Raw genomic sequence first — 12,309 nt, forward strand, 5'->3', positions numbered from 1 at the left:
GTGGGTCTCGCCGGGCGTTGGCCCGGCGATCGACCTTCAACGGACAGTGAGTGAGTGGACATGAGCGAGGACACGATGCGGGCCGTCACCATCAGGGAGTTCGGCGGACCCGACGTGCTGACCGTCGAGCGGGTCGCCCGGCCGGAGCCGCTGCCGACCGAGGTGCTGGTCCGGGTGCACGCCGCCGGGATCAACCCGGTGGACTGGAAGACCCGTGCGGGCCAGGGCATGGCCGGCCTGCAGACGTTCCCGGCGATCCTGGGCTGGGACGTCTCCGGCGTCGTCGAGGAGGTGGGCTTCGGCGTCACCACGCTCGCGCCCGGCGACGAGGTCTATGCGCTGCCGTGGTTCCCGCGGCCCGCCGGTGCCTACGCCGAGTTCGTCACCGCGCCCTCGCGCCACTTCGCCCGCAAGCCGGACTCGATCGGTCACGTCGAGGCCGCGGCCCTGCCCCTCGCCGCGCTCACCGCATGGCAGGCGCTGGTCGACACCGCCGCTGTGCGGGCCGGGCAGCGCGTGCTGGTGCACGCGGGGGCCGGCGGCGTCGGGCACCTGGCCGTGCAGTTCGCGCGCCACCTCGGTGCCGAGGTCGTGGCCACGGCCAGCGAACCGAGGCACGCCTGGCTCAAGGAGCTGGGGGCCGACCAGGTGATCGACTACACCCGGCAGCGGTTCGAGGACGTCGCCGGCGAGGTCGACGTAGTGATCGACCTGGTCGGGGCTCATGACTACACCGATGTGCGGTCGGTGTCGGTGACCCGTGCTGGCGGGTTGGTTGTGTCGATCCCTAGCGGAGTCTCTGAGCGGCTTGCGGTCGTGGCTCGTCGGGCTGGGGTGCGTGCCAGCGCGTTCCTGGTGGAGCCTGATGCACCGGCACTGACGACGATCGGTGGGCTGGTCGACTCTGGTGCGGTTCGGGTCGAGGTGGAGCGGGCTTTTGCGCTGGAGCAGGTCGCGGAGGCGCATCGGCTGGGGGAGGGGAATCGGACGCGGGGGAAGCTGGTGCTGGACGTGGCGGGGTGATGCGGTGCTTCTGCTTACCTGATGCTGCGCGCCGGTCAGCTCCCCGAGCCCGTGGTGGTCGATGAGCGGGTCGGTTCGACGAGAGGTGCGGGTTCAGGACCGAGGGCGCGTCGTTCAGGGACGATCTCGGGATCGTGAAGATCTGGATGGTCCGGTGAGGTCGGCGTCGATGTCAGGGCGCCGGACGTAGCCGCAGAGCGCTCGGGGAGATCTCCTGCACCGCGGCGAGCTTCTCCAGCAGAAGGTCCGCCACCTTCTCCATCGGCTGGTCCTGCAGGCTGAGGAAGCCGTAGGTCGCGGGCAGCCCCGTGATGGGTGGCCGGTTTCCGACGATGAGGGGCAGCAGATAGTCCTCGGTCCGCTTGCTCGCCGCGTTCCTTCCGACCTCGTACTCGAACGTCGTCCAGTCGCGCTCGGGGTAGTCGTCGGACAAGCAGATGACCATGAACTGTGCCTGCTCCCCGTAGATGCGGGCGAGCCCGCGGCGTAGGTCCTTTCCCCAGAGCTCCGCCTGCTGGTTGAAGTCGTAGAAGACCTTGAGGTCTCGTTCCTCGAGCATCTCGACGAACTTTTGAACGACCGACCGGTCGTTCCCCGCGAACGACACCGCCACGTCGTACTCGTACCTCGACCGACGGGGGACCACCTCGGAGCTGACCTGGGTGAGGTCGAGGTGGTCGAGGTAGAAGCGGAAGGCCGGGTCATCGATCCGCAGGGTCCGGTGCTCGTAGGTAAGGGTCGCGTCCAGGCCGCTCTCCTCGATCACGGCCGGGAGGGAATCGATCGCGCGGCGGAACGCGCTCCTGACCCGGCCCTTGATGGCCGGGTCGGCGGTTCCGACGACGGCGGCGTCCAGCTCCTTGTAGGTGGTGCGGAACCCCTCGCTGGTTGCGGCGCGCTGGACGAACTTGAAATAGACGTCGTGCACAGAACGCCGCCCTTGTGTCAGGCGGACGATCTTCCGGATGTAGCGGCCGTCGAACTGCTTGGCGATCTGCGGGGCGACGACGGCGAGGTCGATGGCGACCTGCTGCGGCTCCGCGGCCGTCCGCATCACGTCGGCCTCGACACAAGCAGACCGACAGATCGCCTGGAAGATCGACGGTGATCCCCTGGCGGCCCTGATCGCCGCACCACGGGTCGCGTCGTCGAACTTGATGTTGAGGGCGCGTTCCCCTTGGGTCATGAGCGTGTCCATGAACGTGTCGCTCTGCGTGCCCAGATACCAGGTGTCGTTCCGGATCGCGAGCTCCGGGTCGTGGCCGAGGATCGCGTCGCTCGTCTTGGCGATCCCGATCATGAAGACGCGGATGCCGCTCTCGTGCCAGAGCTTGAGGCGCGAGGCGAGCTGGGTGCGCGCCTTGAGCGAGAGGCGGTGGACGTCCTCGATCTTGATCAGGTCGAATTCCCGCAGCCTCGGCTCTACCGCCTTCGCCGTCCGCCCGACGCCGAGCTCGGCGCCGAGGACGGTGAAGATGCTCTGCGCCCCGGTATGGGCCCGGGCGTTGAAGGAGAGGACCCGGTCCGCGTCGAACCCGGCTGCTGCGAGTGCCCGCTCGGCGACGGTCGACTTGCCGCTCCCGGACGGTCCGACGAGGGTGACGTGCTTTCCCGGCGTCACGAGCGAACCCTTGAGTCGTTGTGTTTCGGCCGGCGCGACGTAGGTGATGCCCGACGCCTGCGATTCGTTGAAGACCTGGGCTAGCTGGTACACGTCCCGCGTCATCGCACTCCTCTGACCTGGGTGGAGATGCCTGGTGCCCGTCATCCTTCCCGACCGGCGTCGTCCGGCGCCACCACCGGTTGGCGGGTGTTTCCGTCATGCGAACCGTCTGGAAGGATCGTCACGAAGGTGACATCCGGGACACGGACAGTGGTGACGCCCGTGTCCTGCCCTGCGCGGAGAGGTGCCGACCTTGACGACGTCCGACAGGTGCTCGTTCTGCAGGATCGTTCGCGGGGACGATCCGGCCGCCCGCGTGATCTACGAGGACGAACGCGTGGTGGCCTTCTTCCCGACCAAGCCGGCGGTCGTCGGGCACGTCCTCGTCGTTCCGCGCCGTCACGTACCGGACATCTGGGCGCTGGACGAGAGCGAGGCCGCCTACCTCGGGCGAGTCTGCGTGCGGCTCGCCGGCGTCGTCAGAAAGGCGCTCCGTCCCGAAGGCCTCAACGTCATCCAGTCGAACGGTGCGGCCGCCACGCAGACTGTGTTCCACCTGCACGTACACCTCGTGCCGAGACGGGCCGGGGATGCGATGGGACGCATCTGGCCCGCCAGGACGAGGTACTCGGAGGCCGAGAAGGACGAGGCATGGGCGCTGCTGCGCACGGCATGCCAGACCGGGGTGGCTGTGGGTGACGGACCGAGCGGTGAGGACCGTCGCAAGCATCTTGAGCTCGTCCAGGCCGTCGTGACCCGTATGGCCGGCGCCTCGGCGAACGTGAAGACCTGGCTGCTCCCGGTGGTTACAGCCCTGTACGGGTTCGGCGTGACCGAACGGTCCGCCGGCCTGGCGCTGCTCGGGCTGGCTACGGTGCTCCTGCTCATGTACATCGACGCCAACTACCTGCGCGTCGAGCGTGAGTACCGGCAGCTCTACGACGCCGTCGCGCGGAACGCCGCGCCGATCAGAGCCTTCTCGCTGGACCCTTCCGGTGTCGCTGTGCCGGCGCGGCCGGGTTCGCGGCCGGGCCGGCTGGCGGCCGCGCGCAGGCCATGGCTGCCCGGCTGGAACGTCTGGAGGTCGTGGTCGATCCTGCCGTTCTACGGGGTGCTTGCGTTGATCGGTGTAGTGATTGTGATCAGTGCGGTGTGGCGGGCCTGATGCCGGGAGGGGAATCGTGCAGCGAGTGGACATCCGGCGGCTCCCGATCGCCGCCGTGTGACGACGCCACGCGGTCGGCATCTCTGACCAGTCGCTATGCTCGGCGCTCACAGGCGTTAGATGGATTGTTGGCTGGACGCCTCAACGACACGCATCGCCAGAAGCCGTTCGAAAGGGCCCCGCCTTGAGTGCTTACGTCGTGTTCTTCAAGGAAAGCACGCACGACCAGTCCGAGGTCGACGCCTACTTGGAGAATGTCGGGAAGTCGTTCGAAAGACATGACGCCAAGATCCTCGCCGCATACGGCGAGCAGCAGATCCTCGAAGGCCCTGCACCCGAGGGAATCGTGGTGATCGAGTTCCCGACGACGGCCGCTGCCCGCGCGTGGTACGACAGCCCCGCCTATCAGGCGGCGGCGGAGCACCGGTTCAAGGGAGCCATCTTCCGAGTCGTTCTCGTGGAAGGTGCCTGAGGGTCGATCGACGATCCCTGCTTCATCGCCCCTCGCCGAGCGGCGTCGAAGTGGGGGGAGTCGTACAGCGGGGCAGAATCAACCTCATGGACGACGCCACCACCATCGAGTCCGTCAGGGACCGACTCCGCGATTTCGCTCGCGCCCGGGACTGGGGCCAGTTCCACACACCGAAGAATCTTGCGATGGCGCTGGGTGGCGAGGTGGGCGAGCTTCTCGCAGAGATGCAGTGGCTCACGGACGACCAGGTCCACGAAAAGCTTGCCGACCCTCGCACGCGAGGCGATGTCGAGGAAGAGTTCGCCGACGTCTTCTTGTACCTGGTCCAGCTGGCCGACGTCTGCGGCGTCGATCTGGTACAGGCCGGCCACGCGAAGATCTCGCGGAACGACGGGCGGTTTCCTCCGCCGCCCCAGCCTGCTTCCTGATTGGGCGAATCGCCCGTGCGCCGTCGACTCGCACGCGCCTGACCTGCCTAGACTCGACCTGCCTACGCGGCATCGACGGACTTCCGGCTTGACCTGCGGATATGTCCCCGCCGCACGTTCATTCGTGCTGCTCAGGGGACGTACTTGTCGGTCATCCGCTACTCGGCGGCGTCGTTGTCGTCGTCGCTCACCTCAGACTCATCCGCTGTGGAGACGCATCTCGCAGACCAGCTCTCTCGCCAAGGTGTGTACGTCGGTGCGGGCGAGCGTCGCTCGTGGCGCAACTCGCTACCGGCTCTCGCTCGCGACCTGAGCGATGCCGGCCTGGACCAGGTGGAAGTGCTGCTGGAGCACCGCCTGCCGCTGACGTCGAAGCGAACTGACGCGATCCTCGCGGGAGTCCATCCGCGAACAGGAGATCACTCCTACGTGGTCGTCGAGCTCAAGCAATGGAGCGAGGCGCACCTGTGGGAGGACGACGACGCGCTCGTCGAGGTTGATGGCGCCGGCTATCTGTCGTCGCACCCGAGCACTCAGGTCGCGGGTTACGTCCAGTACTTGCGTGATTTCGCAAAGGCCTTCGAGCACACGCCCGACCAGCTTCAGGGCGTCGTGTACCTCCACAACGCGACCGACTTCGGCGTCGGCGATTTGCTCGCGAGCAAGGAGCTCGCGCAGGCCCCCATGTTCACGGGAGAGCGCCGCAGCCAGTTCATCGCGCACCTGCAGTCGCTGCTTGCCAAGGACGCGTCAGGTGCCGAGGCTGCAGACCGCCTCGTTCGCTCCAAGACCGCACCTTCCAAGCAGCTCATGTCTGTCGTGGCCAAGGAGATTCGCGAGCAGGAGCAGTTCGTTCTCCTTGACGAGCAGAAGACGGCGCGCGACCTGGTGCTGCACCAGGTGAAGAAGGCGGTAACCGCCGATTCCAAGTCGGTGGTCCTGGTGACGGGTGGCCCGGGTTCGGGCAAGTCCGTGATCGCGCTGTCGCTCATGGGCGAGCTTGCCCGGGAGGGCCGGACGGCGATCCATGCGACGGGTTCACGAAGCTTCACCCAGACGCTTCGAAAGGTCGCGGGGAAGGGCTCCACGCGGACGCAAGGGCTGTTCAAGTACTTCAACAACTTCATGGAGGCCGAACGCAACGGCCTCGAGGTACTGATCCTGGACGAGGCACACCGCATCCGGGAGAAGTCGGTGGACCGGTACACCCGCAAGGAACTCCGCGAGCGGGCACGAGCACAGGTCGACGAACTGCTCGACGCGGCTCGCGTGCCCGTCTTCCTGCTGGATCAGAACCAGGTGGTGCGGCCCGGTGAGATGGGAACACCTGACGACATTCGTCTCGCTGCTGAGGCCAAGGGGCTCGAGGTGCGTCAGATCGACCTGACCGATCAGTTCCGTTCCGGTGGCAGCCTCGCGTATATCGAGTGGGTCGAGCGCCTGCTCGGTCTGCGTGATGTCGAGGACGGACCTCAGCCGTGGGACGGCGTGGATGAGAACTTCGAGGTCGACGTTGTGGACTCGCCCGAGGAACTCGAGTCGCGGCTGCAGGCTTACCGAAATGCAGGCAAGGGCGCGCGGATGACGGCCGGCTTCTGCTGGCCGTGGTCCGATCCCCGCGACGATGGGTCGCTCGTTCCGGACGTCACGATCGGCGCCTGGCAGCGTCCGTGGAATCTGCGTGGCGAACGCGCGGTCGGCGGGGCGCCGCCGTCTCCTTTGTGGGCGACCGATCCCGCTGGGTTCGGACAGGTGGGGTGCGTGTATACGGCGCAGGGGTTCGAGTACGACTGGAACGGAGTGATCCTTGGTCCTGACCTTGTGTGGCGACAGGCTGCCGGTGCGGGTCGAGGGGCGTGGGTCGTGCAGCGGGCTGAGAGTCGCGACGGGGAGCTGACCAAGAAGAGTGTCACTGATGCTCGGTTCGAACGGCTGACCCGGAACACTTACAAGGTTCTGCTTACTCGGGGGATGGTCGGGACGCTGATCTACTCCACGGATGAGGAGACTCGGGAGTTTCTTCGGTCGTTGGTGTCTGGGCGGCGTCCGGCCACATGATCAACTTCTGAGACCGGTCTCCCGGTTTCTCGGGAGTCGAACCTGGTCAGAGGCCCGGATCCGCGGAATTCCGCGGATCCGGGCCTCTTCGCGTCCTGGGGTGTCGTGGACACCTATGGACGTGAGGAGCCCCGAATTGCCTCCCCGAGAGGCACGCAGGAGGCACGCCGATACGACCAGGAGGGAACCGACGATGGGCACGAAGACCGAGGTAAGGCCGCAGAAGCGAGAGGCATGGGGCAGGCTGCGCAAGCTGCCCTCGAAGCGCTGGCAGGCACGTTTTGTGGGTCCGGACGACAAGGTCTACTCGGCACGGACCGAGGACGACAAGCCGCTGACCTTTCTCACCAAGGGTGACGCTCGTGCGTGGCTCAACGGTGTGCACGCGGCGATCAGCCGAGGGGAGTGGCTTCCGCCCGGCGAGGCCGTCCGACGACGTCGGGCTGCCGCGGAGGCCGCAGCCGCGAGGGACGTGACCTTCCGCGAGTACGCCGAGCGGTGGCTGGAACGCATCGCGACCGAGCCCGGCAAGGGCGGCAAGCTCCGCCGGCCGGGGACCGTGCTCGCGTACCGAGGGCGGGTGCGCAACTACCTCACGGCACCGCTCGGGGACGTGAAGGTCCGGGAGATCGATACCGACCGAGTACGCGCGCTCGTGATCAAGCTCGTTGCCATGCCCTCGGTGCTCAAGGAGGACGCCCGGCACAACGGGATCGCGGGTGACGCCGTCGACGTGCTGAAGATGATCCTCCGGGCGGCGGTACGTGACGGGGTTCTCGCGAAGATGCCGGATGTTCCGACGCCGAGGCGCAAGTCCGTGCGGCACGACGACTCCCACACGCCTGAGGACGACGTCGCCACGCCGACTCAGGTCGACGCGCTCCACGCGGCTGTGCCTCAGCCCTGGCGGATCGCTGTGCTGTTCGCGGCGTGGTGCCAGCTTCGGCGCGGGGAGGTGCTGGGGCTGCAGCGGCACGACATCGTCTGGAACAGCGACCGGACCGCGGCGATCGTGCATGTGCGGCGGCAGAAGAACGGGAGCACGGGGAAGCTCTCGGACCCGAAGTCGGACAGCGGCCGCCGGTCCATGGCCGTGCCTCCGCTCATGATCGAGCGGCTGCGCGAGCACCTCGATCAGCACGTCGGACGGGGGCGGATGGCGCCGGTGGTGCCGGGTGCAGCGCGGGGTAATCAGTACCTGTCGGCGTCGCGGTGGAACGGCATCTGGGCGGGCGCTCGGGGCGCCGTGGCGGGGCTTCCGGACGGCTACCGGTTCCACGACCTGAGGCACACGGGGCTGACGCGGATTGCGCAGGAGGGGGCGACGCTGGCTGAGCTCATGCGGCGTGGCGGGCACTCCGATGTGACGGTGCTGCTGCGGTACCAGAAGGCGACGATGGCTCGGGACATCGAGCTCGCGGCGCGGATGAGTGCGACGGCGGGGGAGGAGATCCGGCTGGAGAAGGAGCGTGCGAAGTCCCGAAGGGACAGGGCTGCTTGATGCTCGAGCGGCTGGACCTCCTCCGCGAGGAGGTCCAGCCGCTGTGGTCGCACGGTACGCGCTGCCGCGATCTGTCTGGCGTTCACACGGAACGCGCAGACGGGATCGTGACAATAAGGCTCTGTGTCAAATCATCGAGGTCGACCCGGATGAGCCGGCCTACTCGGTAGCCCGCGATGGTGCCGTCTGCGATTCGGCGACGCAGCGTCTTGACGGACACGTGAAAGTGCTCGGCGGCCTCGGCCAGCGGGACCAGGTGGGTGGGGTGGGCGGGTGCTGGGTTGGTGTACGGCATGATGGCTCCATTCCGAAGTCCTGGCTCTACGCCACAGGTGCGCAGCGAACTCCGGCGACGAGGCACGAGTTGTCCGAACCGCACTCACTCGGGGCCTACTTGCGGCGAACTGCGTGGTGGCTCGTAGATTGAGCGCCGTGGGTCGGCCACGAAGCCTCGTGATGGGGAGCAGTGCGTTGCGCACTGACGACCTGGTCGCTCCGTCGGGATCACGCCCTCCACGGGAGACGGCTGAACGGTGGAGTGTTGCGCTGGGTTCTGATCGCTAAAGGGTGACGGCGACACGCTCGGCCTGGATGGGCCCGCCGCTTGCGTTCATCCGCGTGAGTCCAGGTGATCAGAATCGGCTCCCTGGTGACCGATTGTCCGATATTTCCGATCGGCGTTGTGGGTTATTTCCCAGCGAGCGCGCCGATCTCACCCGGGTGAAGTCCGCACGATCTAGGTCGCGAAACGATTTGATGACTTGTCCGATTGGATACGGTTTCGCGGTCTTGGTCCCACTGTCCTGGTGGTGCCTTTGCGGACTAGGGGAGCACCGGTGGCAATGGTGGTAACGTCGGGTCGTGCGGATGGGCGTCTTCGTGGTGGGGCAGCGGTAGCGCTTTGCCTCGCGCTGTCGTCCGGAGTGATGGTCGGGCTTCCCGCAGCCGCATGGGAGTCGGCTGAGGCGGTGCCGGTGTCCGTCGAGGCAGATTGTGCGGTGACCGAGGCAGGCACGGTCCTTGAGGCTGAGGCCATCGCCGCGGAGTGCGACATCGACGTCACGGTGACCGACTCGCTCACTCCGTGGCAGACGGCCGTGGTAGAGGCCGAGACGGGCCATGTCGCTGTCGACACGGCGGTCTCGGCGGTGCGGCAGGACTCGGACGACGACGGAGCCTGGGCTCCGGTCGATGTCCAGATCGCAGCGACCCCTGACGCAGCCACGGGGATGCTCGCCGTTACCGGTGGTGTGGAGCCGATCTGGCTGAACCCAGGTGGTGCTGCGGGTGCTGACCTGCCGCTGGCGGTCATCGGGCCCGACGGCGACCAGGTGCGGATGTTCTCTGGATCGCTGCCGATCACCGGGGCCGTTAGCGTCGAAGACGACCGCGTGACGTACGACCTCGGTGAGGGGATCTCGCTGGTCGCTTCACTGAATGGTCAGGGGACCTCGGTGACGCCGGTCGTGCGACTCGAGGACACTGCCGCTCTGGACGCCCTGGTTGACCGGACCGGCGACCCGGTGGGCGAGCTGGGGCTCGACTTTCCGTTGGAGACGTCCGCCGGCCTGACCCTGCAGGAGAGCGAGGGCGGGTTCGAGATCGTGAAGTCTGACGGGACACCCCGGTTCACGTCGGGGCCTGCCCTGATGTGGGACAGCGCCGGTGGCGACCAGGCCGAAAGCAGCCCCTCCGCTCGCGCCCTGGTGGAGCAGGACGCGCCGGACCGGGTGGAGCAGCCCGTCCTGGGCGACAACGTCGCCGCGATGGAGGTGCAGCTGTCCGAGAACGCCTTCACGGTGGTGGCGGACGGCGCGGCACTGACGGCACCAGGCAGCGTGGCGCCGTTCTACCTCGACCCGGAGATGGGTGCGCACACCCCGGCCCGGTACGCGATGGTGCAGAGCCACTGGCCGACCACGGCCACGTTCAACTACGAGGGCTCCGAAGGCCTGGGATTTTGCAATCCGAGCTGGGACGCGCGGTGCGCTGGCGTGGAGAACACTGAGCGCCTGTTGTTCGAGTTCTTCTCCCTGGACAACAACGGCACTTATCTCGCCAACCTTGACGGCGCTGACATCGTTAGCGCCGAGTTCGGTGTGGACGGGACGACGAGCTGGGACTGCACGTCGCGCCAGGTCAACGCGTACGCCACGGGCCGGATCAGCAGCGCAACGACCTGGAGCAACCAGCCTGACTGGGGACCGGTGCAGGACACATGGTCGGGCACGCACCGTGCGGGCTGCTCGACCGGCCGGGCGGAGTTCGACTTTACGACGCGGGCCAAGGTCCAGGCGAACGCGGACGAGTCGTGGATCGCGATCGGGCTGCAGGCCGCGAACGAGACGAGCATGACCTGGTGGAAGCAGTACCGGGGCGACTCCGGAGCGTTGCGGATCACGTATGACCGTCCGCCGCTGGCACCGAGCGAAGCGTCGATGGACATCAAGAACGACGAAAGTGCCGCGGCGCCGGACTACGACTGCTACCAGGACGAGAACCGGCCGGTGCTCCGGTCAGACAACCCAACGCTGGAGGCCCGGACCAACGACCCGGACGGCACCCCGGTATACCTGCAGTTCCGGGTTGTTGCGCTGACGGGTGAGCAGGTCTGGCAGTCGAGCTGGCGGGGCCCGGTCGGGCCGGGCATTGATGCCACCGCAACGGTGACCAGTGGTGTGGTGAAGGACAAGGAGTACCGCTGGCAGGCGCGAGCCAAGTCCACGGACTCGATCGTGGAGACGACCAGGACGCTCTCCTGGGACGATGTTCCATCGTGCCGTTTCCGGGTCGATGGAGAGGACCCGAACGACCCGAAGATCACCAGCTCGAACTACCCACCCGGGATCGTCTCAGGCGGGATCGGCACGCCAATCAAGTTCACGTTGTCGCCCAACGGTTCCAACGACGTCGAAGGTTTCTACTACGGCATCAACACCACGGAACCCTCCGAGTGGGCGGACATCGATCCGGGCCAGTCGACGACCGGGACGTTGGAGGCTGACGTCACGCGTGCAGGACGTAACTTCCTCGCCGCGTACGCGTATGACGTGTCTGGGCGCACATCTGGGATTCCTGTGCAGTACGAGTTCTACGTCGGGTTCCCGCACGCCACGGGTATCTGGCGGTTCAATGACGCAGGCTGGCAGACGACACCGCCACTGGTAGCCGCCAATAGCCTCGCAGGTTCGGGAACGGGCGGTCTGACGAGGACTTCGACGGTGGGCTGGGGATGGGGCTACGACGGTGTGAACGGCACCTTCCCGCCTGGCTCCACGGCGGAGACAGGCGTACCGGATGGTGCCCTGGTGTTCGATGCGCCCGGTGACGTGGCCAAGTCGTCCAAGGCTGTGGTGGGCGTCGACAAGTCGTTCTCTGTCTCAGCCTTCCTGCACCCGAGCGAGGTGACTGGCTCGGCAGCCGCAGTTACGCAAGAAGGCGAGCACGTCGGAAGTTTCCACCTCGGGTTGTCAACGTCCGCCGACTGCCCCACTGAAGGTGAGCCTTGCTGGGCATTCTGGATGCGCAACACCGACGATCCGAATTCCGACAACACAATCGCCCTCGTGGACCTGCCAGTAGTAGTTGACGAGTGGACGTTCGTGGTCGGCGTACACGACGCCACGGCGGACAAGATCCACGCGTACGCCTGCTCGGCCGGACCCAACAGCCACCACGAGGTCGAGCAATCCGACTTGGAGGACTTCCAGCCCGCTTGGAACGCGACAGGACCCCTGCGCCTGGGCTCGGGAGTCAGCGACGGCAGCCCGATGTGGCAGTTCAAGGGCGCCATCGACGAAGTCCGCGTGTACGAGGACCAGGTCCTCGGGATGGGCAGCGATGCGGCGGCCGTCGCCGAGATCGCACGGCTCTGCTCGGTGCAGGTGGAGTCATGAGTGGCGCGAGTGCAAGGGCAGTCCGAACGTCAGGTGCTAGCGGCTACGAGCGGGAGACATTCGTGAGCGGGTACGGCGCGGCAAGGTGGACGGGTAAGGCTGG

9 protein-coding genes are annotated in these 12,309 nt (G+C 66.9%); 7 read left to right on the forward strand and 2 right to left on the reverse strand.

The window, feature by feature from the left end; genetic code table 11:
- Positions 1 to 60 precede the first annotated feature (60 nt).
- Positions 61 to 1,023 (forward strand): NADP-dependent oxidoreductase, encoded by a 963-nt coding sequence (locus QRN56_RS13490; protein WP_285104017.1) that lies wholly within the window; start codon positions 61 to 63, stop codon positions 1,021 to 1,023.
- 172 nt (positions 1,024 to 1,195) lie between these two features.
- Here QRN56_RS13490 and QRN56_RS13495 read toward each other — a convergent pair whose 3' ends face one another.
- Complete coding sequence (locus QRN56_RS13495; protein ID WP_285104018.1) at positions 1,196 to 2,749, reverse strand: TIR domain-containing protein; 1,554 nt, start codon at positions 2,747 to 2,749, stop codon at positions 1,196 to 1,198.
- Positions 2,750 to 2,930: 181 nt separating this feature from the next.
- On the opposite strand from QRN56_RS13495, the gene QRN56_RS13500 reads away from it, so the two are divergent.
- From QRN56_RS13500 to QRN56_RS13520, 5 genes are all read left to right on the forward strand, one after another.
- Positions 2,931 to 3,851, forward strand: a complete 921-nt coding sequence (locus tag QRN56_RS13500) for an HIT family protein (RefSeq protein ID WP_285104019.1) — start codon at positions 2,931 to 2,933, stop codon at positions 3,849 to 3,851.
- A gap of 199 nt (positions 3,852 to 4,050) precedes the next feature.
- Entirely contained in the window at positions 4,051 to 4,323 is a 273-nt protein-coding gene (locus QRN56_RS13505) for a DUF1330 domain-containing protein (protein ID WP_285104021.1), read from the forward strand.
- Between the two features lie 86 nt (positions 4,324 to 4,409).
- Positions 4,410 to 4,751, forward strand: coding sequence for a nucleotide pyrophosphohydrolase (locus QRN56_RS13510; RefSeq protein ID WP_285104023.1), 342 nt, complete (start codon positions 4,410 to 4,412; stop codon positions 4,749 to 4,751).
- Positions 4,752 to 4,958: 207 nt separating this feature from the next.
- Complete coding sequence (locus tag QRN56_RS13515) at positions 4,959 to 6,809, forward strand: DUF2075 domain-containing protein (protein WP_285104025.1); 1,851 nt, start codon at positions 4,959 to 4,961, stop codon at positions 6,807 to 6,809.
- 193 nt (positions 6,810 to 7,002) lie between these two features.
- Positions 7,003 to 8,310, forward strand: coding sequence for a tyrosine-type recombinase/integrase (locus tag QRN56_RS13520; protein WP_285104027.1), 1,308 nt, complete (start codon positions 7,003 to 7,005; stop codon positions 8,308 to 8,310).
- An 82-nt stretch (positions 8,311 to 8,392) separates the two neighbouring features.
- Here QRN56_RS13520 and QRN56_RS13525 read toward each other — a convergent pair whose 3' ends face one another.
- Positions 8,393 to 8,605 carry a helix-turn-helix domain-containing protein gene (locus tag QRN56_RS13525; protein ID WP_285104029.1) on the reverse strand — a complete coding sequence of 71 codons (213 nt, stop codon included), beginning with the start codon at positions 8,603 to 8,605 and terminating at the stop codon, positions 8,393 to 8,395.
- A gap of 679 nt (positions 8,606 to 9,284) precedes the next feature.
- On the opposite strand from QRN56_RS13525, the gene QRN56_RS13530 reads away from it, so the two are divergent.
- Positions 9,285 to 12,206 carry a LamG-like jellyroll fold domain-containing protein gene (locus QRN56_RS13530; protein ID WP_285104031.1) on the forward strand — a complete coding sequence of 974 codons (2,922 nt, stop codon included), beginning with the start codon at positions 9,285 to 9,287 and terminating at the stop codon, positions 12,204 to 12,206.
- The last annotated feature ends 103 nt before the right edge of the window (positions 12,207 to 12,309 follow it).

This window comes from Promicromonospora sp. MEB111 (assembly GCF_030209445.1).
GTDB lineage: Bacteria > Actinomycetota > Actinomycetes > Actinomycetales > Cellulomonadaceae > Promicromonospora.

What these genes read in the sequence shown, in the direction of transcription:
- QRN56_RS13525 (WP_285104029.1), bottom strand. Translation starts at nt 8,605, where the DNA reads ATGCCGTACACCAACCCAGCACCCGCCCACCCCACCCACCTGGTCCCG.
- QRN56_RS13510 (WP_285104023.1), top strand. Translation starts at nt 4,410, where the DNA reads ATGGACGACGCCACCACCATCGAGTCCGTCAGGGACCGACTCCGCGAT.
- QRN56_RS13520 (WP_285104027.1), top strand. Translation starts at nt 7,003, where the DNA reads ATGGGCACGAAGACCGAGGTAAGGCCGCAGAAGCGAGAGGCATGGGGC.
- QRN56_RS13495 (WP_285104018.1), bottom strand. Translation starts at nt 2,749, where the DNA reads ATGACGCGGGACGTGTACCAGCTAGCCCAGGTCTTCAACGAATCGCAG.
- QRN56_RS13490 (WP_285104017.1), top strand. Translation starts at nt 61, where the DNA reads ATGAGCGAGGACACGATGCGGGCCGTCACCATCAGGGAGTTCGGCGGA.